Raw genomic sequence first — 21,021 nt, 5'->3', positions numbered from 1 at the left:
AGTTCAGATTATTCCAGCCTTTTGGAAGATACTGATTGGGCCTAGATAACAACTTGTTTTGACAATGCAAAGTACATTAATTCATTGCCAACTTTGTGATGTCGTTTTGTCCGATTCTGTTTATAGAAGAAAAGGTTTAATCCTTTGTAAACAATGTTTTAAAAAATTAAATCAAGGAAATTAAACTTGATTTTTTACTCATTACCCTGACAAATTAATTGCCTTAATTAACTAAAAAATAAATATTAAGCTAGTATTTATCAAAAAATACTTAAAAATACAAAGTATTGCTTCTTTCCCTTTTTATGTGAATCTAATTTATTAATCAAACGTCAATTAAAATAATCTGTTTCTGGTCAACCTCCATTGTGAGAAGGTGAACTGCCTTTTCTAGATCTTCTTCTGTCTGGAAACCTAACACTTCAGCTGGTTCGAGTCCAAGCGAGCTAAAATCAGGTTCAATTCCGAAAGGTTCTATATTTTCTAAGCTTCCAAAAATGTCTTCAAGTTCTTCTAATTCAGTCATAATATTTTTTTAAATAATGAGTCCTCTTCTCCATAAATTTATGAGACTTCAAGTTTGAAACCTTTATCTAAAAGTTGTTGATATGTGAGCCTCGCTTGGAACGCGAGAATTTCAATAGGTTCCTTATCGTCTCTTTGCATAATGAAATAGTGATTGTCATCACCTTTTCTTGCAAAAATCACTATTTCTGATCCTCTTACTAATCTCCAATTTTCTAGAGCCTTATGTTCAGATAATGGTCCTAAATCCCAAGGAGCCTTTTCTGGATACTTCTCTCTTTTTACCCTTGGCATTGACTAAAAGTTTCTATTTCTTTAAGCCTACACTTATGATCTTCAACGTCAAGAATTATTTATTAATCATGAAAAGGCAGTCAATGAATATCCCTCGTCAAATAACCTTTGGTATGTAAACTTGGCTTCATATTTATTGACTGCCTTTCTGATACCGTCATTCTTCTGGATGTAGATATATTTATCGTTTATACGACTCCTCGTAAACGTATAAACTATTTCCGCTTTAGATAGTATCCATTCGATTGATCTGAAGTTGCTTTGCTCGATATTTAAATCCCAGGGGATATCTTCAGGGTATTTTTCCAATATTGTCATATCCATAGAATATTCTCTATAAAAATATGTGATAAAAGCTATGGCAACATGAGAATAAATACGGACTTTGCTTCAAATATCCTTCTCTTATATTTTTTATATATTTGTAAAAACATATTTATAGAATCTTGATTTCACCAAATGTGTTTAATACTCAAGTAATTCCATCTGTAATAGCCAATGAATAAAATCCATCCATAGCGTATTTGTTTTATGTTTAATAATTGATTTCTATATAAGAATATATAAAAGCTAGATATTTTGAATTTTATTTTATTCATTTTTTTTATTTTTTATTCTCCATATTTAAATATTTTAAAACTAGTACATTTTTTTGATTCCTTAAGAAAAGAGGTTAAAGAAGCGACTTGACATGACATTCTCCTATTGATATGTGTATGAGGTTACTTGGACTGGATAAAAATTGTTTCTCAAGCTGGTGGGCAAAATTACCAGAGGGTTCAACTATGGTGGTCCAACCTAAAATTGATGGTTTCGCAATAGGTCTTAGATACAAATACGGTCAATTAGTAGATGCTTTTTCTCGAGAGGATGGTGAAATTATTGAGAATATCAGAACTATCAATGCTATTCCTTTGAATATTGATGACTCTTTAAAGGTTGAAGTTGAGCTGGAGGGAGTTTTATATTCTCATTTTTCTAATTCTAAATTTTCATTTGAGAAACTGTTGTCGACCTCAACTCTTGAAAATGCTAGTAATTCCTCATTGTCTTTTTTGGCATTTCAAATCTTTAGATCTAACAGGGATGAATTGTCAGATTTGACACAACTACAAAATTGGGGTTTTGAAGTACCCATAACTTTAAGAACGCATGATCCAAGGCAAGTCAAAACATGGCATTCTCAATGGTTAAGAAATGAATTGTTTTCTAATTTTCCCACTAATGGAATAGTCGCCAAATGCAATTCTTCTTTAACCAAAAATATTTTAGGAGTTGGCAAATACTCGCCTAATTGGGCTTTAGCCTTAACACGATAATTCTTTGATTGTTTATCTGAGAATTTAATTGAGGATGTTATTGAGTTTGATTTATAGCTTATATCCATTTGTTCTTATCATGATTGCTAGATAAGCTGAATGAAAAATATCCTTGTTTTTTACACCCTGCAATACCAATTATGACCTTTACCGATAAGCAACTGCTTGATGCAATAAAGGGAAATATCGATGTGAAAAATTGTTTTAATAAGATTTCTGACGCATGTAAGGAATTACAAATGAAGACTGGCTGCCCAGATGATGACATTGATCGTTTTCTTGAGTTTGCAATTGGTAAGTGGGACAATTCAGATTGAAACTTCTAAATTTATATGTTTTGGCATTATTTGACGTGTTCTACATTTTTAATGTTCATCTATTATTCTTTGCAGCATGAGATGATTCATGTTTTGTCTTTGTAAATGTGACTTGATGTCTTTTTACCTTTAACTGCTTGAATGGATCTTATTGATTACTTCTCTTGAATTTCTAAGGAAATATTTTATCCAGATAATATATCTAGGACTTTTACCTTTTTGTTTTCTACAATTGCTATTCTGTTAATTCCTCTATCCAGGCAAGCTTCAAGCTGGAATAGGTGCATCAAGAAAACATCTGCGACATTGGGACAGAAAAAAGCTGTACAGAAGATGAATGATGAAAACAAGGAAGTTTTATCAGTGATGATATGTAATGGTGCTGTTTTTGAACCAAAAGTTAAGACGATAATCAAATAAAGCGTTGGAATTATTCCCAATACATTTAATTTTCATAGAGGTTTAAAATATCAGCTTCTACATGTCTTATTTTGATTAAACGGAAAGAATAATTGTTCTCATGGAAAGCTAGATATAATAATTTCTTGTCATACTAGGAATTTAATAGAGTTCCAATTAATCCCGCAAATGCTGAAAGGATGAATACAGATACGATACAAATCGCAAGGATTTTAGAGAGATTCATTTTTTGTTGTAATAAGTAATTATATTCTGATTCATCTCTTCGCAAATATTCAAATATAAAGCTTTATATACCAAACGAACTAATTTTTGGAAAATTTTAATTTGCTCGTACCTGTCTTTATGAAATTATAGATTTTCCGTTATTTATAAAATAATCTTGCTATTGCTAGTGATTGAGGGTTTTCTAATAGATAAATGATCCTTCGAATCATGTATTTTTCAGCTTTCCAAACTGGTCGTTTCCTATAAATCAATCCCATTAAGCATGAACAATTTTCAATATAACCTTGGATTCCTGAGTTTAATCTAGACACTTCTCTTCCCATAACTTTTAGCTTTAATGTCTAGGACTAATGTAAATATTGTAAGTTTGTTAATTATAAGTTAGTATTATAAGTACAACCATTTATTTATCATGCTCACTGGTAAGGATTTATTAGCCAAGGTCAAAGACTTGGGAGATGTCTCAAAATCTGATCTTGTTAAAGCTTGTGGATATGTTTCCACCAAGAAAGGAGGCGGAGAGCGTCTTAACTACACTGCCTTTTATGAAGCACTTCTAGAAGCTAAAGGTGTAAACCTAGCAGCTGAAAGTGCTGGTGGTATTGGTAAAGGTGGAAGAAAGCTTAGTTATGTGGCTACCGTCCAAGGAAATGGAAACCTATTGATAGGAAAGGCCTATACAGCTCTTTTAGATCTCAAGCCAGGTGATAATTTTGAGATTAAGATGGGACGAAAAGGTTTCCGTTTGGTGCCAGAAGGAGAAGGTTAATTCCTGAAAAACTGAATTAATTCATTTAGATTTAGCCGAGATGCATATCTGCAACTCGGCTTTTTTAATTGCTAAATTATCGTTGATAAATTTGTCTGATTATTAATCTATATTTAATTTACCTACCAAGATCTTTAGTCTCTTATTCATACCGTTTTCTGTTTTTCCTCAACTGAATTCTTCGTTTTTTCAAGACCGTTTTTTTTTTTTGTTCAAATTCGTATTTTTTCCTGAAAAAACTATTACCTATACCTTATCTATTTTTCGAATTCTAAGTTTTTGTTGATTTTCCCGCATTTCTTTTTTAAGTATAATCGATTTACATTTTGTTGATTTTCGTCTTGTTAAAATCTATGTTTTTAATTCTTGATCATCCTCTATATTTGAGATAGATGCTTGTCTAGCATTCTTTTTTATAGTCATTACGCTTTTATTTGATAAGGTGTATACTCTTTTTTTCTCTTCTCTGTAATTATTTATATTCACATATTTATATCTTAGTTCGTTATCCTTAATAGGTTGTACCGAATGTAGATTCTTGTTTGATCCGCTCTATGAAGAAATTGTTACTAATACAGCAGAATTAATTTTTTATATGGTTAAGCACGTTTTTTTTGAGCTTGTTCTACCTTTGTCTATTTTTGTTGGAGTAATGCTTACTCTGTTTGTGGATTGGAGTTGGATACCTATTTCAAGTATTGAGCGTGAAAGGGGTCCTAGTCTTGAGCAAGTTAAAAAAGATATCCTTGAATAAGATCACTTTTTTTTTTTTTTTTAACCTTACTTGTTCATTAGGCATCAGCGTTATTATGTAAATAGCTAAAAGTCATTTTATATTTTTAGCTTTTGCTTGAATTCCGAAATATATTGACAAACCAATTAAAAGAACAACTAGTAATGAATTGCTATTCCCAAGGATTTCTATAAGCATATTAACCTTAGATGTATAAAGTCTTATTTTTACATATTTAAACTCATCGAAGGTATAGGCTATGTCCTCTTATCTAATGATGTTACAAACAGGAATATCAAGATGATATTCTTGTAAAAAATATACTCTCAACCTTTAACAATATGTCATGCCAAATCATTAGTGAATTACATATAGTTAATGCAGGTGATGAATATTTGAGACTTAATATCCCCATATTAATTAATGTATGTCTTTAAGTTATTCTACAGTAATTAATTAGCTTAATTGATTTTGCGTAAATATAAAATTTATAATTTTTATATACAGTAAAAAACATTAGCCCTGGTCTAATGAAAAGATTCAATAAAATTGGACATTTTCATTTACTGGCTTCCAAACCTTCCCTTTTACTGTCAGTGACAATCTTCTACCCCATAAAAGAAATGGGAATAAAAAATTTGTCCTCTTGTTTGATGTGAAAATAATCCGAAGTATTTCTAGAAGAGAATCGCTTGGCTCTTTAATTTGAGAGCAAATCCAATTTATCGCTTCAGCACCATGCATGATATTTTCATTATTTATAAGAATTGCTCCATTATTTAAATCGTAGCCTTGATTATAGAGTTGAGATAGGAGCGGGAGATTTTTTCTTCCATCTAATATTTCGACTTCTTGAAGATTGCTCTTTAATTCAAGTAATTGTGCAAAGTGATTACAGAATGGACATTCACCATCATATATAAATATGGTTTTTTCTGACATAACTATCAATTATTAAATACATTGTACATACACTTAGTTTGAAAACGTGTTAAATTTATCAAAAAAAGGTAGTAAAATTTAAAAATTTACAAAAATCTGATCTTGTTACACGACTTTTCTTGTGCTAATAATAATTTTATTTATATGCTTATTAGATTTAAAAGAGTTCAAACTATAATCGATTATGTAAATAAATTCTAAGATTGGTATAAGATCAATCTTAAAATATATTGAAATCTACTAAGATATAATTTTAATTGATAAATTTTCTAGTTTATTATTGGTAGGATTCTAAAGTATCAGTTTTTGAAAACACTGCTTTTTACATTCTTTTCTTGGATCTGAGGTCTTAATAAAGACATAGGAAGTGCTGTTACTATTGCAAAAGATAGAACAAGAATCAAATCTGTTGTGAAGTGGCTTATACCTAACTCAGAATGGGCAAGTGCAAAGTTTAGTAATGACATTTTTTTAATACAATACATAGTTAATTTTATTTTAGTTTGTATAGGTATAAATATTATGTAGTAAAAATTATTGCTGTAACACAATAATTTATTTCTCATAATACATGAGTATATATTCATTCATGCGAAATTATCCTTTTGAATAAGCTTTTCTCAAAACCTCACTTGTATAAAAAATTCATTAATATCTAAATGTTATTCATAGGAACTCAATTGTTCACACGTAGAAAATGTTGAAAATAGTTGCCTATGTGCGTTATTCCAATGCTTCAATAATGCTTGATTGGAATATCTTTCTAGGTGCTCTTATATTCTTTATAATTTGTGGGATATTGATATTTCAAAATCAGATTTGGGAGGAGGAAGACTACTCTAGAAACAAGAAATGGTACAAATGGAAAAATTCTGCTATAAATTCAAACAAAGGTGATTTATCAAGAATTTACCCAATATCAAAAGAAGAAAAATGAAAGACTTCTTTTGTATACTTAATATCCCACACATTTGAATATTTATAGACATACCCTTTTGGGATTAACATAATTATTGCTTGTCGACGATAAAACAGATAAAAAGGGAGAATAGATTGTTTTTCTCTCTTATTCAGATATGAATGAAATCAAATGCCCTGAATGCGGTAGTAAGATTAGCATCGATGAAGATAATTACTCAAATATCACTAAGCAGGTAAGAGATCAGCAGTTTGAAGAAGAACTGAGAAATAGACTTGAACTACTTGAAAAGGATAAACAGAATTCAGTTGAGTTAGCCATTCAAAATATCCGTTTCAAAATGCAAGAAGCAGCATTTGTAAATGAAAAAAAAATGCAAGCTCTTGAGTCACAGTTGGCTGCTGCTGAAACTGACAAACATATAGCTGTCAGCAAGCTTAAGCATTCCTTCGAAAAAGAGAGAGACACACTTTCCTATTTATTGGAAAAAACGAAAGAAAAGAATGAATATGATAAAAAACTTGCAGTTTCTAATGCAATTACAAAATTAAAAGATGCTTATGAGCAAATAAAAAATAATTTAGACAAAGTTGAACTACAAAATGAATTATCAGAAAAATCTATAAAAATGAAATATGAGATTCAGCTAAAAGAACGTGATGATGTTATTCAGAGACTTCGAGATTTGAAAATCAAATTGTCTACGAAAATGGTTGGTGAGTCATTGGAACAACATTGCGAAAATGAGTTTAATCGACTACGGTCAGCAGCCTACCCTAATGCTTATTTTGAAAAAGATAATGATACAAGTTTCGGTAGTAAAGGCGATTATATTTTTCGCGATTTTGATAATGAAGGAAACGAGATAGTCTCTATTATGTTTGAAATGAAAAATGAATCTGATAACACCACTTACAAGAAAAAAAATGAGGACTTCCTTAAGGAGCTAAATAAAGATCGCAATGAAAAAAATTGTGAATATGCTGTATTAGTTTCATTATTAGAGTCTGATAATGACTTGTTTAATTCAGGAATTGTTGATTTTTCATATCGATTTCCCAAGATGTATGTTGTCAGACCACAATGCTTTTTATCTATTATTTCTTTATTAAGAAATGCTTCCCTTAAGGTACTTGAGTATAAGTCGGAATTAGCAGCTATTAAAGAACAAAATATTGATATTACAAATTTTGAAAATAGCCTTGAGCTCTTCAAGGATGCTTTTGGCAAAAACTATGCACTTGCTTCAAAACGGTTTGAATCTGCAATCATGGAGATTGATAAATCTATTAATCATTTGCAAAAAACCAAAGATGCATTGCTTGGTGCTGATAGAAATCTGAGGTTGGCTAACGATAAAGCACAAGAAGTTTCTGTTAAAAGATTGACTAGAAATAATCCTACAATGCGAGAAAAATTTAACTCAATAAGAAAGTCTGAAGCAGCATAACTTGTATTAATTCATTAAAAATTATAATATTAAAAGTTGATGAGTGGATGGCTATATATTATTAGAAATAAAGATATCTACAAGATTGGAATAACTAAACATTTTAAAAATAGGATGAGGCAACTCAAGCCAGATAAAGTAATTGCTAAAATGTACACAAGAGATTATATAAAATTAGAAAGAGAGTTACACTATCGCTATAAAGAGTATAGGATTCCTCAAACTGAATATTTTCGATTGGATAATTCTCATCTTAGGGAAATAAAAAAAAGAATTACAAAACTGGATTACAGTATGATTGTTAACTTAATGATTTTAATAAAATCATTGTTAATATTATTAATCATCTTTTTTGTTAATTTCTTTTTTCTTTCTTTAAATATTAATGATCCAAAAATAATTATCATAAACTCATTTTTATTGAGTGAAAAAATTTCATTTTTCTTTTCATTTCTTACATTATTCGCTACTTCAGGTCAAAATTTTATATTTTTCAATGAATTAAAATACAGATCTGTAAGATCTTTTATATATTTTATTTTTGCAATTTTTTTTCGAATTACTTATCTATATTTAACTTGAAATACTACTCAATTCTAATGTTAACAATATACTTAATAAAATATATCTTGATGTTTAATCTTCCCACATGTCATTACTCGGTTTCTCCTCTTGCTGTTGTTTTAACAGACCAAGTCGTCTATTAAATTCGATCTCTTCTTGACTTTGTAATTCTAAGTGTGGATTTTTACTGCATTTATGTTTTACTTCCAGAATCTTCTTAGTTAAATTCTCTGAAAAATGATCTTTAATTTCTTCCCAAACTTCTTTTTCTTCTGCATTACCTACAGTTCCTTTTACCTGATCGATGATGATTTCCTTGACAAATTGCCTTAAATCGCTTTCAGTCATTGAATCAACCTTACTTGATATATAAATATCTTTAAGATTGTCTAATTCCGTTTTAGTTAGATCCTTATAAGTTAATTCTTCCATTTGTTTTGTTATTAGTAGATTATTTTATATATCCATTTAGCTTCTAAAACTTAGAACTTGGATAAAATAACTGAACACTCCTTTTTGCTTCACTCTGAGTATTGGAAATAACTGTCTCGTCGTGGAAATTGCATAGTGATTTAATCATGCAAACTTTTAATGTCATTTTCTTTATATAGATCTTTTTCTATTTTATTCGAATTTATTTTAAAAACAATTTATAATTCTTAAGTCATGAAAGCTTAACTTTTATATATTTTACTTATTGTGTCTATCTTTTAGATTATTAAATATCGCTTCAATCAATATTGCTGTAAAGAAGAGACTTAATGAGGGAATAAATACTGGGTACCATAATTTTTGAAATAAACTATATAAATATGAGTTACCATTAACACTTAGCAAAAAACTTATAGCCAGAAATATAGATCCTATTATTAGTATATATAGGTTGTAGATTAATATGTTGTCTAAAGCTTTCTTCCATTTACTTTCATTTTCTTTTTCTTTTTCCATTTTATTTTTGTAACTCTTTATTATGTGTTAAGTCAGAGTTCTTCTTGTAAAATCAAGAACCACCTCTGAAGGAGTATAAATCAATTCCATTGGACTTAAGATAAATAGCACCCACAATGGCAACGATATTGAGACACAAAACAAATATCCAAACGTTCCATGGTTGCTGGTGAGTATCCATAGTTTTCAATTTATGTTTTTGTGTATTAACTTTTGGGATCTATTCATAAATTTTATCTTTTGATGAATAAAGTTGTTTAACTCAAAGCGTCAAGGTCTCTCCTGTAGTGTTTTGAACAAGAAAAGTCTATATTATTTGATTTCCAGTCTGTGTCTTCTAGCAGATCCGAATAATTATTATTGTTTGAAGGAAATTTTTTTTCTAATCTCCAACCAGCTTCGTTTAAGAAATCTACGTAGTCTTTAGTAAATATGCTCCCACTAATATTTGATTGAACAATTTTCTGTCTTCTATAGTCAACATTGCCTTCCTTTGTTTGTAATTTCATCTATTAAAATCGATTAATAACGTTCTAATGTAAAAAGTACGAAGCTGTCATGAACTCCTTGTAGTGTTTACCCTCGTCTCTACATAGACATTGGTTGCATTTAAGATGTTTTTACTAAAACGTCCTCAAAGCGAACTCTAACTCTGTCTAATTGCTCCTTACTTCCAAGAAATATCATAATCATACCTGCTGAAATTGAAAAATTGTCTATCGGGTTACCGGATAATTTTCCAGATACTTTAGTTGCCAGAAGTAAGGCCTCACCTTGTTTTGAGAAATTAAAAACTATATTTGTTTTACTTTTAAAATTGTTAACTATATCTGTATTTTCTGTTACTTTGAATTCTTCTATTTCGCAATCTGAGCCTGCTAGTAAATCTATAAAATCAACAGCTATAGGTCTTAATGCAGAGGCGGCCATAGTCCTTCCTGCCGCTACATATGGACTAACTACTGCATTAGCGCCTGCTAGTTTTAATTTATTCGCTGCTTCTTCGTTCGCAGCCCTTGCGATTAATCTGCAATTTTCATTAAGTGCTTTTGCACTTAGTACTACATATAAATTAGCTGCATCACTTGGTAGAGTAACAACTAGACTTCGACAATTTTTTATTCCAGCAAGTAAAAGTGATTCGTCCATAGTGGCGTCAGCTAATAATACGTTGAAACCTTTATCTTCCGCTTCACTCTTTCTTGTAGGGTCAACTTCTATTATTAAAGTAGATATTTTCTCAGAGTCTAATTGATAAGCGATTTCTTTTCCTGTACGACCATACCCGCAAATGATTACATGATTTTGCATCCTTCTAATAAACCTCTTTAGTCTAAGCTCCTTTAATTTTATAAAATAGCCTAGTTCAAACAATTGTATAAATCTTTGCAGTGTTAATTGAATTACAAATAAACCTCCTCCGATTATTAAAAAAGTTATTATCCTGCCAGCTGAACTTAAAACTTCGACCTCACCAAAACCTATTGTTGTAACAGTTATCAGTACCATCCATAAACAATCTCCCCAATCCCATCCTTCTGTAATTCGATAACCCAATGCCCCAAATAAAAATAAGAAAGTGAGTAATGATATTGGACCCGCCCATAACATTAAATAGTTTTTAAATTTATTTGATTTAATAAGATTCAAATTAATCCATTTGTCTTAATATAATTCTATAGTGATGAATGAATAAAATATTTATTCCTTTTTATTTCTATACGTATAAGTTTACCTTAATAATAATCATCTGTTTCTATCTTTATTCATAGTATGATTAAATTAGAGTAATTTGTAATTATCAAATATGGAAGATCATTTATCGGAAGACAAAAAAGAATTATGTAAGGAGGCTTTCCAGGATATATCAGCAATTTTAGCCAATATGCGAGATCAAGGTTTATCTGATATGGAAATTTTTGAATTTGGTAAGTCATTAATAGATCATTTTGATCCGATCAGGATGGAAAATTTAAAAAAAGATTCGGATTATCAAGACGCATTGTTCAGGGAAGCTAATGATTTGTAGATAACTACTTAAATATTCTTTATGAATTAAATGTCTATATGCAATTTATTCATACTTCTATCTTTTTTCACTACAGGAATTTGTTTTTATCTTTTGGATATATTCATACTTAATGATCACTTATCAATAATTCACTCATTGTCTTTTTGAATATGATCAATTATTTTTTTGCATTGCTCTATTGAAAGTGACGATAGAGGTGATGATGCAGGTATTTCTAGAAGAACACATGATGCAATTATCCCAGAGGAATCAATGCTTAGGGCCTCTGCGAGTTCTTTTACTCTCAATTTAGCCACATTAAAATTTACGTTTTTATGATCCTATAACGATTAATGTTTTTATTTCTAGTTTTTATTGCTATGTCTAGGTCATTAGATTTGCAATTGATTAAATGAATGATGATAATGATTTGAAGTCAACCCTCAATGATGTTGTTTCATATGCTGTGAGGCGAATGGAGTCTGAAACTGATAGAAATATCAGAAGATGTATATTTCAAGAATACAGGGAATGGCTAGGAACTTCCATTGATGATTGGGTTTTGGCTTTGCCTTGTGATTGGGGGCACTCTGACGAGAATTTTTAATAGTATTCATAAGTAATAGGCGTATATTTATATCTTTTATTTTTATCTGGATTAATTTAAGAAAAAATTTTAATTGATAATACTAAGAAAGCTTTCATATTTTTATATTATTTGTTCAACCATACATTTAGTCTTCATAATGTAGGAACTTGGAATTAAATATTTATTTTTTGTAGTTTATTATTCATATTTAATACTATAGTTCTATGTTAATATAAAGAAAATTAATGTATTCCATTTTCTTAAATGTCATTAGATCAAATAAGAAAATTCTTGAAGGAAATGCAGAATGATGACTCTTTAAAAGAAGAAGTTCTCTCTTCCTCTACGGCAGATGATGTTGCCCTTATTGCATTAAAGAAGGGTTATGAATTTTCAGGAGATGAATTGCTAAGATTTTCAGGGAAAAAAGTTGGAAGAATTACAGTTCAAAAGAATGATGTGCCAGGCGAATATAATTAAATATCTATTTTCTTCTTCTTAGCTCTTTAACTATTCCATCCCATTTTTTACCAGCTCTAATATAATAATCTCTCCTTTTTCTTTTAATTAAATAATTAAAAAAAACAATAGTTAATAGGACTATAATTAAGATTAATATGATAAAATACATTTTACATAATTTTAGTACTCATATATTATATAGAATCTTATATATTGTGTATTGCTTTCAAATAACTTTTCATTTGAATTAAGTGACGATACTCATTTTAACAATAATATGTTCCATTTTTAATCATTCTCATCTATTATGTAATGTAGTACTAACTAAATTTATGGATATTACATTTATAGCAATAGCTATTTTTATAATTCTTGCAATAGCATTTCTTACGCTTTATTTGTTTAAAAGTATTAATAAAAAATCTTTTACGGCCGAAGATGGTTCTGTTTTTGATACTCAAGTAGATTTAGATCTCTATCAGAGGTTGTATGACAAGACAAAATCATTATTTAGCCCTGATGATGAAAATGGTTCTACTCAGCAAATATTAGGCTTTGAGAAGTCTTTCATATCTAAACTAACAAAAGAAGGTTTTCCAGATTTAAAAAACCTTATTATATATCGTAAGCAATTTAAATCATTGTCAGATTTAATTAATACTTAGGCTGTTTTTTTTTAATTAGGTTTGAGTATACTAGTATAAAAAAAGTTTTTAATAGTCACGATGAGTAAAGCTGAGTATACTGAAGAACAGTTATCTGAAATGAGAGAAGACGCTTTTGTAAACATCAAAGAAGCCTGTATGAGACTTCAAGAAAGAACAAAGTGTAGAAACGATGTTGTTATAGAAATGTTAAACGAAGTTTCACAATTTTATATTATGCAAGAAGATTAAATTGACTAATATAGTACTAATATCTTTATGCATATTCTATGATTTCATATTTTTTTAATGGTTCAGGATTAATAAAGTTAGTACTAGTATCTTTGAATAAACTTATATCTTCAACTGATCCATCGACTTTAATAAGATTATTTATTATTCCGGTAAAAGTAATATCTCCCCCTGTTGTGCTTGCTAAAATTAATTTTGGGTTAAATAGCTTTAATAATTCAGGTAATACAGTTTTACCTTTAATAAATTTGCCTGCAATTGGCAATGAAAAATCTAATACTGGTGTTATGACTAAATCTATATTTCTTGGTTTTATTTTCTTATCAAGAAAGCCATGCGGCTCAATATAAATTGAATCATCGCCTGAATCAATAATATAGCCATTCTCAATATTTGGTACTGATGCCCCTGAAGTAGCTTGTATATTTATTCTTCCATCTTTAAAGGTTTCTCCCGGTTTTAGAGAATTTATTTTAGTAAAACCAATTTGCCGAACAATTTTGCTTGCAGCTTCTGATGCAATTACTGTTATACCTTTATCTAATTTATGAAGTGTTGGAGGATGGGCGTGATCAGGTTGGCCTTGTGTTAATAAAATATAATCAATTTCTTTCGGGATATCAATTTGTTTTGATAATTCACCTTTTATTAGCCAGTCTCCAGGGGGGAATGTCAAATTTCCATTCAACCAAGGATCTATCAAAATTCTTGTTTGATCCAATTCAATAAGCCAACCATTCGCACCGTAATAAGTTGCTGTTATCGCCATGTGTTTTTCCTTTAATATATCAATTTTTTGTGAATAAAGTGGTTTCTAATGTATTTATCTATTTTATAATCTTAAAATAATACAATTAAAATTATTATTATTAGAAAAACTAAAATGATTAAAGCTGCAAACTTTTTAATGTATTGCTGAAATTCATACAACCAATCATTTTCCATTTTGTCACTACATTTATTTTATTGTATACTTTATCCATCAAGTAATGATTTAATCTAGATATATTGAAAATTTTTTATCCCGATTGACATAATACTTCTTTATCATTGACCTAAAATTTTTTTTAAGATGACGATTCGAGATTGGGAAGGTGTTGCACTAATAATTGGCGCTGGAGACATTGGTAGGTGTATTTTTGATTATTTGTCGACTGTAGCTCCAAAGCTTGATGTTTTTATATGTGGCCGAAATCTAAATAATAATCAAAATGCTATCTATTTAGATTTGGAGAATGATAATTCATTTAACTCTTTTGAAAACCAAATTGAGCTTATAAATAAGCCGCTTCGACTTGTTGTAAATACAAGTGGTTTTCTTCATTCAAGCCTTGTAAAACCTGAAAAAAGACTATCACATATAAATCGCTCTAATATTATTAAGAATTTTTCGATTAATGCAATTGCTCCTATCTTAATTGCAAAAAGTATTGAAAAATTTATAAGAACAGACTGTCCCTTCTCTTTTGCAAGTTTAAGCGCCAGAGTTGGTAGTATTGGAGATAATAGGCTAGGTGGTTGGTATTCATACAGAGCCTCTAAGGCTGCTCAAAATCAATTACTGAAAACCCTTAGTATTGAATGGCGTCGAAAATATCCACTTGCAATTGTTTCAATATTGCATCCAGGTACTTGTGACACTAAATTATCAAAACCATTTCAGACTGCAGTACCTAAGGGAAAGCTTTTTACTCCCTCTCAATCCTGTGAGTATTTGATCAATATTATTGCTGATCAAAAACCATCAGATTCTGGTAAGTTTCTTGCATGGGACGGGAGTATTATTTCCTGGTAGGAAAGAGTTTTTATAATTCATATTCTAATTAAAAAACATTTCATTATTTTTTTCATAAATATTTTTTATAGTCGTATTATGTTAAAAGTTATACTATAGCTCTTTGGAAAAAAATATAATCGCAATTGGTGGTGGAGGTTTTGGGAGAAGTAATTCACCTTACTTAATCGAAAAATATATTCTTAATCTTTCAGAAAAAAATTGCCCAAAAGTCTGTTTCATACCAACTGCAACTGGAGACGATGATTCATATATTGTTCGTTTCTATTCGGTTTTTACACGCTTAAATTGTATACCATCTCATATTGAATTTTTCAAAAGAACTATTGATATCCGTAATCATATCTTGAATCAGGATGTCGTCTTTGTTGGTGGTGGTAATACAAAAAGCATGCTTGCTGTTTGGAATGATTGGGGTATGAGTTCATTACTTAATCATGCATATAATGAAGGGGTAATAATGAGCGGAGTAAGTGCTGGGGCTATTTGTTGGTTTACTAATGGAATTACAGATTCATGGGATAATGAATTAAAGACTTTACCTTGTTTAGATTTTATTAAAGGCACATGTTGTCCTCATTACGATGAAGAACCTGAACGAATTCCGTATGTAAAAAAACTATTACTTGATAAAAAAATAAGTAATTGTATTGCTATAGAAGGTGGTTCCGCTATCCATTTTATTGATGGTAAGCCTTTTAAAAATATAAGTTTTAAAAAAGATAAAAATACATATAACGTATTTCTTAAAAACAAAGATATAGTTGAGTCTCCTTTCGAGAAAATTCAATTGTAAAAAATTTTGTAATCATTTACAATTGATTTGTCACTTTAAAGGAACGTCTATGATTAAAAATATCGTTCTATTTATTATTATCTAAAATGTTTTTATTCTTATTATCATTCTCGGAAATGGGCCTTACTTTACCACTCTTAATTGTATTAATAATATTTGGTGGCTTCTTTATTATTAGCTTTTTTATAACAAGTCCTAATATGGATACCAAAGGTTTATTAAGAGTTCTATATTCAAAACCAATAAGGAAGGAGGATGGATCAGTTGAGTATCCAGAAAGTAGTAATAATAAATTTTAGAATATATCAGTATTTTTTATCAATCTTCTAGTTTTTTTTTGTTAAGGATTAGATTAATAAAGGCTCTTTAATAACAATTTATTGTTCTTTCAGGAACTATTGTTGTGAATATTAGATATTGCTATAGCCTCATAGGACTATAGAAGAGTAACGTCGTATAACAGCTAATCATGTGATTAAGGAAATTGGAAAAAAGATTGCTTACTAAATGCGTGATCAACAAAAAAAAAATTTATAAAAGTTCTTTCCTTCCCTCTGGACTAAAGGGGAAAGCATTAGAAATTTCACTTGATGATATTCCATCGAGAAAAGATGTTAGAGAGGCTATCCCTAAACATTGCTTTACTCGCCAGACGAATAGATCTCTTTTTTATCTGTCAAGGACGATAGGAATTCAGATATTTGTAGTTTTGATTGGACTATCTATTCCTCTTACTAAAGAAATGATTCCACTTTGGATTTTATATGCAATCATCTCTGGAACAACATCAATGGGACTTTGGGTCTTAGCTCATGAATGTGGACATGGTGCTTTTTCAGATAATCGTAGATTAGAAACATTTGTCGGATATGCCCTTCATTCTTTTTTACTTGTACCTTACTTTTCATGGCAAAGATCACACGCAGTTCACCATGCATTTACTAATCACATAACAGATGGTGAGACGCATGTTCCTGTTGTGATTTCCGGGGATGGTAAATCTGAAAAAAAAGGTGGTGAAAATGAAATGGAGTCATCATTATTCCTTGGGAAAATTCTGTATGGCTTTAATCAATTATTCCTTCACTTGATTCTGGGATGGCCAGCGTACTTACTTTTGGGCAAAACAGGTGGACCTAAGTATGGGACAAGCAACCATTTCTGGCCAGCTGCCCCGTTCTCGAAAAAACTATGGCCATCCATATGGGCCAAAAAGGTATGGATCTCAGATTGGGGAATTGTTTTTATGTTGCTGTTATTGACTTCTTGGACTTTGTATTTTGGAATAAATTCAATGATTAGTCTTTACCTAGGACCTCTAATCGTTGTCAATATTTGGCTTGTTATTTATACATGGCTCCACCACACAGACACGGATGTTCCACATCTAGGTTCAAGTCAATTTTCCTACATGAGAGGAGCATTCTTATCTATAGATAGACCTTATGGAAGAATTTTAGATTTTCTGCATCACTCAATAGGTTCTACTCACGCTATTCATCACATTGAACCAACAATACCTCACTATCATGCAAGACTTGCAACGAGAATTTTGAAAGAGAAATTTCCAAAAGTATATCTCTACAATCCTACCCCCATCCATAAGTCTCTTTGGCACATAGCTACAAACTGTGTTGCCGTAAAGAAGGAAAAAGAAATCGATAGATATGTTTGGAAACAGCCAAATCACTCACAATCCTAATTATGAATTTTATAGTTTATTTTTAATTAAATTACCTTCCCTTTATTTAATTTATATATATTGTGATAAATCAGCTATTTAATAGTCAGATATAAAGTAAAGATGTCAAAAAAAGATTATGAATGTTTCCTATACAAAATTGATCAACTAAATCAGTTAGTTGAACTAATTAAAAAGTCTCCAGACAAATATGAATTAATTATTAGATGTCAAACGCATGAAGATGTCGTAGAACTTGCCAATCAATGGGGATATGAGATTGGAAAAAGATGGGGGGAATACTAGGCGCAATTCGGAGCCGTCAAATGGTGCTATTGGCCACCTCCATTACAGCTCCATACCTTTGAAGGGATTCCTTGTGTATTCTTTCCGTCGATACGAAATGTCTTTGTTATGCAGTCATTTTGTGACTCAGCCCATGTTGAAAGTGGTTCTAAATCTATTGAAATTTCATTAACTGATTTTGATAGAGAAATAATTGAGATTGACGTGAATACCAGAGATAAGGTGCTTAGACCTGCAAAAATCAAGTATTTGTTATTTTTGAATAATTCTTTTAGCATTTCTAGAAGTGATTAATTACTATCAACATTAGTTATGATTTAGAGATTTATCAGAATAAGTTAACCTTTGAGAATATTAGAAAGTTACTAGTATATCGTTTACTATAAAAGCTTAGTCATCTATATTTACATATTAAGTAAATTAATTCTTTTTATCAATAAAATCTAAAATCTTTTTTAATCTGTCTGTGTTTTCAAAGTTAGGACTTGCTGTAAGAAAAATCACTAAAACTATCATTAGTAAGCCGACGCTAGATACACCTAGTAATAGTTGTTGAAAAGGATCTAAGGATTCGAGCATCTATCTTGTTTTAAACTTTTGGAATTATATGTTAATGATAATCTATCAAAAGGCTTAATATCTCTGAGCAAAACTAATGTTTGAGTTTTTAGATAATTGTTTACTCCTTTTTAGTATCTTTAGGCCACCTTGCCTTTAGATTAAGTGGGTTTTTGAGATTTATTTCTATAGGTTTTCCTTGAGCTAATGATATCAATGCTTTAAAAGTCCACCCACCCAGAATTAATAGTGCTGAGATTAAAAATATATAACTTATATTAGTAAGCATAAATCAATAAATATTTTATCTATATTATGACTTTATTTGCTAGTTTCTTCGAATTTTAATCTAAATTACAAACAACTCTTATATTTTTAATAAATTCTAATTTATTTTAGATATTTCAAATTTATTTTTTTATTACTGTTCCTACTCGAAAGGATGAGATCCCTTACCGAAAGACAATTTCGCCTAGTAATAAATACTCATTATACTGTCTTGAACTATTTCCTAATTTTTTTGATAACTATTATATTATTTTTTTTATAACTTTTATTGATTTTTCTGCGATTTAGTATGAATATATATATGCAATAGATTTTTTTGATGATCAACTTTACGTATTTATATTCATTTTTAATATTATTAGTATGTTGCTTTACATTTTATTTTATTTTCAATTATAGACCTGGTAAAAGCGAAACAAACAATAAGCTCCTTTTAAAGAAATTGTTAGAAGGTTTAGATATGGAATTGCCTGAAGAATTAAAAGCATTAGAAAACTCATCTAATGATGCTCAAAAATATCGTAATTTCTAATGAGATAAACCTAATGTCCTATTTAAACTTTGATGATACTGAAACTTCAGGTATATGGTGGTCTACTAATGTTTCTATTAGAGATTTATGCATAGAGCTAAAGGATGATACACGTTGTGATGATAATGAGATAGTGGAATTACTTAGATCGATAGCAAACTCGATTGAGATTAACGGTTTATAGTTTTTATTTAACCAAAAATTACTACAAAATTATTTATCCCATTGCAACTTCCACTGAGAAGATTTCCATTGTCTTGTCCATGTATTTTGTGTTTTATTCTGTTCTTCAAGTTTTCTTTTAAGCCAGTCCTTGAGAGACGTTGGCACAATATTTAAATCAGCCTGAATCATCTTAAGTTTATTCATATCGGCTCCATAACCTGTTCTTTCGATCCAATCAGCCATCACACCTATGTCGTATTCAAGTAACTTCATAGCTACTCTAGGAATCATTACATAATTTGTTTGAAGTCCTTCTGAAGCAACAAGCCTTTGGAGAATCACCGCCATTTCTATTCCTGTTAGCTCCTCTCCTGCAATATTTATAGATTGATTCTTATATTTCTCAGGCTTTGATAATACACCTCTTACCCATTTACCTACATCTTCAACAGCAATTGTCTGCCACTTAAAATCCTTATTAACGATTCCAGGGAATATCTTTTTAGAGATAGTGTATCCAGGCAATTTGTTTTCAAAATTTTCAAAATAACTAACTGGTCTTAAGACAGTAGTAATTTCTTTAAGATCACATTTATGTATATATTCCTCGATATCCCATTTACTCGTAAAATGTCCTGGTGCAGGATCATTTTTTAATGGATCTTTTGCCTTGCTAATTGAGCTGAATATAAAATGATTTAGTCGTCCTTTTTTATAAGCAGCTTTAACTTGATTAATCAAGTTAAAGCCTTGTTCCATTTCATAAGACCTTACAATACTTCCTCTGAATACTTTCCATCCTTTTGTAGGAGTTGTATTACCAAAAATTGCGTCAACGCCATTGAAAGCTCTGCTCAAGCTTTCAGGATCCATTAAATCACCTTTTACTAGTTCTACGTTTACAAGATTCCCTAGCTCAAAAGCTTTCTGACTTTTTATGTTTCTTGTTATGGCACGTATTTGATATTTGTTTGTTTTGCTTAATTCTTTAACAACTCCAATACCTTGCCTACTTGTTGCCATAGTTACTGCTATGACAGGTAATCTTCTTGCACTTGCGCCAACATTTGCCTCTTGTTCAAGCACGGTCCAACAGTTATTACTAAGGAATGTAAAGCATAGGTGAATTTATGTAAAGTTGTAGATTCTTCTATGATTAATAGTCTTCTGTCCTTAGTCGATAAATCCTTTTTGCTTCGATTAGAAGTTTCTTTAATTTAACTATGTGAGCTTTTCGTAAAGGAATGTTTTAATTGCTTTGTTAGTTTCAAAGTGTTGGCTATGAATTTATTAGTACTTAGTTTGATCATTATGGCAAATGAGGTTCTTCAGGAAATTGATCGACAAAAAATCATCTTTGATGTTGTCGACGGCATCCCACTATCTGGAGATGAATCCGATGAAATCAGATGCTTCTATTCTCAAATTGAATCTGATAATTTAATGCTGGAATATTCAGCGGAGGAGTTAGGTTTTAATAATGTTTTGTTTGAGTACTTAAGTCAGGGGTAACT

32 protein-coding genes are annotated in these 21,021 nt (G+C 30.1%); 18 read left to right on the top strand and 14 right to left on the bottom strand.

Annotation, left to right across the window (positions count from 1 at the left end; all coding sequences use genetic code 11):
• Positions 1–325 precede the first annotated feature (325 nt).
• Together AC6EI0_RS02185 and AC6EI0_RS02180 are read right to left on the bottom strand one after the other, a co-directional pair.
• Complete coding sequence (locus AC6EI0_RS02185; RefSeq protein ID WP_498522869.1) at positions 326–526, bottom strand: hypothetical protein; 201 nt, start codon at positions 524–526, stop codon at positions 326–328.
• A gap of 38 nt (positions 527–564) precedes the next feature.
• Complete coding sequence (locus AC6EI0_RS02180) at positions 565–819, bottom strand: hypothetical protein (RefSeq protein ID WP_498462793.1); 255 nt, start codon at positions 817–819, stop codon at positions 565–567.
• A gap of 716 nt (positions 820–1,535) precedes the next feature.
• Between AC6EI0_RS02180 and AC6EI0_RS02175 the strand changes: the two genes are divergently transcribed.
• The 3 genes from AC6EI0_RS02175 to AC6EI0_RS02165 all read left to right on the top strand — a co-directional run bounded on the left by AC6EI0_RS02175 (position 1,536) and on the right by AC6EI0_RS02165 (position 2,875).
• Positions 1,536–2,138 carry an NAD-dependent DNA ligase gene (locus AC6EI0_RS02175; RefSeq protein WP_498522868.1) on the top strand — a complete coding sequence of 201 codons (603 nt, stop codon included), beginning with the start codon at positions 1,536–1,538 and terminating at the stop codon, positions 2,136–2,138.
• An 83-nt stretch (positions 2,139–2,221) separates the two neighbouring features.
• The gene (locus AC6EI0_RS02170) at positions 2,222–2,455 is read left to right on the top strand and encodes a hypothetical protein (RefSeq protein WP_498522867.1); all 234 of its coding nucleotides are present in this window, start codon (positions 2,222–2,224) and stop codon (positions 2,453–2,455) included.
• Positions 2,456–2,674: 219 nt separating this feature from the next.
• A complete protein-coding gene (locus AC6EI0_RS02165) occupies positions 2,675–2,875 on the top strand; it encodes a hypothetical protein (RefSeq protein WP_498522866.1) in 201 nt (66 codons plus the stop codon).
• Positions 2,876–3,240: 365 nt separating this feature from the next.
• Here AC6EI0_RS02165 and AC6EI0_RS02160 read toward each other — a convergent pair whose 3' ends face one another.
• Positions 3,241–3,414, bottom strand: coding sequence for a hypothetical protein (locus AC6EI0_RS02160; protein ID WP_498522865.1), 174 nt, complete (start codon positions 3,412–3,414; stop codon positions 3,241–3,243).
• Positions 3,415–3,515: 101 nt separating this feature from the next.
• Between AC6EI0_RS02160 and AC6EI0_RS02155 the strand changes: the two genes are divergently transcribed.
• A complete protein-coding gene (locus AC6EI0_RS02155; RefSeq protein WP_011293945.1) occupies positions 3,516–3,872 on the top strand; it encodes an AbrB family transcriptional regulator in 357 nt (118 codons plus the stop codon).
• A gap of 538 nt (positions 3,873–4,410) precedes the next feature.
• On the top strand, positions 4,411–4,626 hold the full coding sequence (locus tag AC6EI0_RS02150) for a hypothetical protein (protein WP_498522864.1): 216 nt from the start codon (positions 4,411–4,413) through the stop codon (positions 4,624–4,626).
• A gap of 519 nt (positions 4,627–5,145) precedes the next feature.
• Here the strand turns inward: AC6EI0_RS02150 and AC6EI0_RS02145 are convergent.
• The gene (locus AC6EI0_RS02145; RefSeq protein ID WP_498522863.1) at positions 5,146–5,547 is read right to left on the bottom strand and encodes a DCC1-like thiol-disulfide oxidoreductase family protein; all 402 of its coding nucleotides are present in this window, start codon (positions 5,545–5,547) and stop codon (positions 5,146–5,148) included.
• Positions 5,548–5,846: 299 nt separating this feature from the next.
• The gene (locus AC6EI0_RS02140; RefSeq protein WP_498522862.1) at positions 5,847–6,014 is read right to left on the bottom strand and encodes a hypothetical protein; all 168 of its coding nucleotides are present in this window, start codon (positions 6,012–6,014) and stop codon (positions 5,847–5,849) included.
• 230 nt (positions 6,015–6,244) lie between these two features.
• Here AC6EI0_RS02140 and AC6EI0_RS02135 point away from each other — a divergent pair, with 230 nt between their 5' ends.
• The 3 genes from AC6EI0_RS02135 to AC6EI0_RS02125 all read left to right on the top strand — a co-directional run bounded on the left by AC6EI0_RS02135 (position 6,245) and on the right by AC6EI0_RS02125 (position 8,498).
• A complete protein-coding gene (locus AC6EI0_RS02135; protein WP_498522861.1) occupies positions 6,245–6,484 on the top strand; it encodes a hypothetical protein in 240 nt (79 codons plus the stop codon).
• Between the two features lie 139 nt (positions 6,485–6,623).
• Positions 6,624–7,916 carry a DUF2130 domain-containing protein gene (locus AC6EI0_RS02130; RefSeq protein ID WP_498522860.1) on the top strand — a complete coding sequence of 431 codons (1,293 nt, stop codon included), beginning with the start codon at positions 6,624–6,626 and terminating at the stop codon, positions 7,914–7,916.
• 39 nt (positions 7,917–7,955) lie between these two features.
• Positions 7,956–8,498: a GIY-YIG nuclease family protein gene (locus AC6EI0_RS02125; RefSeq protein WP_498522859.1), complete on the top strand. Its 543-nt coding sequence runs from the start codon at positions 7,956–7,958 to the stop codon at positions 8,496–8,498.
• Between the two features lie 54 nt (positions 8,499–8,552).
• On the opposite strand, the gene AC6EI0_RS02120 is transcribed toward AC6EI0_RS02125, so the two are convergent.
• The 4 genes from AC6EI0_RS02120 to AC6EI0_RS02105 form a co-directional block, all read right to left on the bottom strand.
• On the bottom strand, positions 8,553–8,912 hold the full coding sequence (locus AC6EI0_RS02120; protein ID WP_498522858.1) for a DUF7326 family protein: 360 nt from the start codon (positions 8,910–8,912) through the stop codon (positions 8,553–8,555).
• A 258-nt stretch (positions 8,913–9,170) separates the two neighbouring features.
• Positions 9,171–9,428: a DUF8620 family protein gene (locus AC6EI0_RS02115; protein ID WP_498522857.1), complete on the bottom strand. Its 258-nt coding sequence runs from the start codon at positions 9,426–9,428 to the stop codon at positions 9,171–9,173.
• A gap of 257 nt (positions 9,429–9,685) precedes the next feature.
• On the bottom strand, positions 9,686–9,937 hold the full coding sequence (locus tag AC6EI0_RS02110) for a hypothetical protein (protein WP_498522856.1): 252 nt from the start codon (positions 9,935–9,937) through the stop codon (positions 9,686–9,688).
• 100 nt (positions 9,938–10,037) lie between these two features.
• On the bottom strand, positions 10,038–11,039 hold the full coding sequence (locus AC6EI0_RS02105) for a potassium channel family protein (protein WP_498522855.1): 1,002 nt from the start codon (positions 11,037–11,039) through the stop codon (positions 10,038–10,040).
• A gap of 196 nt (positions 11,040–11,235) precedes the next feature.
• On the opposite strand from AC6EI0_RS02105, the gene AC6EI0_RS02100 reads away from it, so the two are divergent.
• Positions 11,236–11,457 (top strand): hypothetical protein, encoded by a 222-nt coding sequence (locus AC6EI0_RS02100; RefSeq protein ID WP_498522854.1) that lies wholly within the window; start codon positions 11,236–11,238, stop codon positions 11,455–11,457.
• 131 nt (positions 11,458–11,588) lie between these two features.
• On the opposite strand, the gene AC6EI0_RS02095 is transcribed toward AC6EI0_RS02100, so the two are convergent.
• Entirely contained in the window at positions 11,589–11,756 is a 168-nt protein-coding gene (locus tag AC6EI0_RS02095; RefSeq protein ID WP_498522853.1) for a translation initiation factor IF-2 N-terminal domain-containing protein, read from the bottom strand.
• Between the two features lie 95 nt (positions 11,757–11,851).
• On the opposite strand from AC6EI0_RS02095, the gene AC6EI0_RS02090 reads away from it, so the two are divergent.
• From AC6EI0_RS02090 to AC6EI0_RS02080, 3 genes are all read left to right on the top strand, one after another.
• Positions 11,852–12,046 (top strand): hypothetical protein, encoded by a 195-nt coding sequence (locus AC6EI0_RS02090; protein ID WP_498522852.1) that lies wholly within the window; start codon positions 11,852–11,854, stop codon positions 12,044–12,046.
• A gap of 246 nt (positions 12,047–12,292) precedes the next feature.
• Positions 12,293–12,508 (top strand): Nif11-like leader peptide family natural product precursor, encoded by a 216-nt coding sequence (locus AC6EI0_RS02085; protein WP_498462777.1) that lies wholly within the window; start codon positions 12,293–12,295, stop codon positions 12,506–12,508.
• 314 nt (positions 12,509–12,822) lie between these two features.
• On the top strand, positions 12,823–13,155 hold the full coding sequence (locus AC6EI0_RS02080; RefSeq protein WP_498522851.1) for a hypothetical protein: 333 nt from the start codon (positions 12,823–12,825) through the stop codon (positions 13,153–13,155).
• Between the two features lie 256 nt (positions 13,156–13,411).
• Here AC6EI0_RS02080 and AC6EI0_RS02075 read toward each other — a convergent pair whose 3' ends face one another.
• Positions 13,412–14,155, bottom strand: a complete 744-nt coding sequence (locus AC6EI0_RS02075; protein WP_498522850.1) for an MBL fold metallo-hydrolase — start codon at positions 14,153–14,155, stop codon at positions 13,412–13,414.
• A 303-nt stretch (positions 14,156–14,458) separates the two neighbouring features.
• On the opposite strand from AC6EI0_RS02075, the gene AC6EI0_RS02070 reads away from it, so the two are divergent.
• From AC6EI0_RS02070 to AC6EI0_RS02055, 4 genes are all read left to right on the top strand, one after another.
• A complete protein-coding gene (locus tag AC6EI0_RS02070) occupies positions 14,459–15,181 on the top strand; it encodes an SDR family NAD(P)-dependent oxidoreductase (RefSeq protein ID WP_498522849.1) in 723 nt (240 codons plus the stop codon).
• 103 nt (positions 15,182–15,284) lie between these two features.
• Positions 15,285–15,977: a Type 1 glutamine amidotransferase-like domain-containing protein gene (locus AC6EI0_RS02065; RefSeq protein ID WP_498522848.1), complete on the top strand. Its 693-nt coding sequence runs from the start codon at positions 15,285–15,287 to the stop codon at positions 15,975–15,977.
• A 511-nt stretch (positions 15,978–16,488) separates the two neighbouring features.
• Positions 16,489–17,679 (top strand): fatty acid desaturase, encoded by a 1,191-nt coding sequence (locus tag AC6EI0_RS02060; protein WP_498522847.1) that lies wholly within the window; start codon positions 16,489–16,491, stop codon positions 17,677–17,679.
• A 102-nt stretch (positions 17,680–17,781) separates the two neighbouring features.
• On the top strand, positions 17,782–17,964 hold the full coding sequence (locus AC6EI0_RS02055; protein ID WP_498522846.1) for a Nif11 family protein: 183 nt from the start codon (positions 17,782–17,784) through the stop codon (positions 17,962–17,964).
• 26 nt (positions 17,965–17,990) lie between these two features.
• Here the strand turns inward: AC6EI0_RS02055 and AC6EI0_RS02050 are convergent, their stop codons facing one another.
• Both AC6EI0_RS02050 and AC6EI0_RS02045 read right to left on the bottom strand, forming a co-directional pair.
• Positions 17,991–18,242, bottom strand: coding sequence for a hypothetical protein (locus AC6EI0_RS02050; RefSeq protein ID WP_498522845.1), 252 nt, complete (start codon positions 18,240–18,242; stop codon positions 17,991–17,993).
• A gap of 142 nt (positions 18,243–18,384) precedes the next feature.
• Positions 18,385–18,543 carry a hypothetical protein gene (locus AC6EI0_RS02045; RefSeq protein WP_498462769.1) on the bottom strand — a complete coding sequence of 53 codons (159 nt, stop codon included), beginning with the start codon at positions 18,541–18,543 and terminating at the stop codon, positions 18,385–18,387.
• Between the two features lie 812 nt (positions 18,544–19,355).
• Between AC6EI0_RS02045 and AC6EI0_RS02040 the strand changes: the two genes are divergently transcribed.
• Positions 19,356–19,526 (top strand): hypothetical protein, encoded by a 171-nt coding sequence (locus AC6EI0_RS02040; RefSeq protein WP_498522844.1) that lies wholly within the window; start codon positions 19,356–19,358, stop codon positions 19,524–19,526.
• Positions 19,527–19,555: 29 nt separating this feature from the next.
• Here AC6EI0_RS02040 and AC6EI0_RS02035 read toward each other — a convergent pair whose 3' ends face one another.
• Complete coding sequence (locus AC6EI0_RS02035; protein ID WP_498522843.1) at positions 19,556–20,593, bottom strand: NmrA/HSCARG family protein; 1,038 nt, start codon at positions 20,591–20,593, stop codon at positions 19,556–19,558.
• 225 nt (positions 20,594–20,818) lie between these two features.
• Between AC6EI0_RS02035 and AC6EI0_RS02030 the strand changes: the two genes are divergently transcribed.
• Positions 20,819–21,019 carry a hypothetical protein gene (locus AC6EI0_RS02030; RefSeq protein ID WP_498520958.1) on the top strand — a complete coding sequence of 67 codons (201 nt, stop codon included), beginning with the start codon at positions 20,819–20,821 and terminating at the stop codon, positions 21,017–21,019.
• Positions 21,020–21,021 lie beyond the last annotated feature (2 nt).

It is taken from the genome of Prochlorococcus sp. G5PB11 (assembly GCF_059772425.1).
Note: the sequence above shows the minus strand (reverse complement) of the source record. Positions and strands in the feature narration are given on the sequence as shown.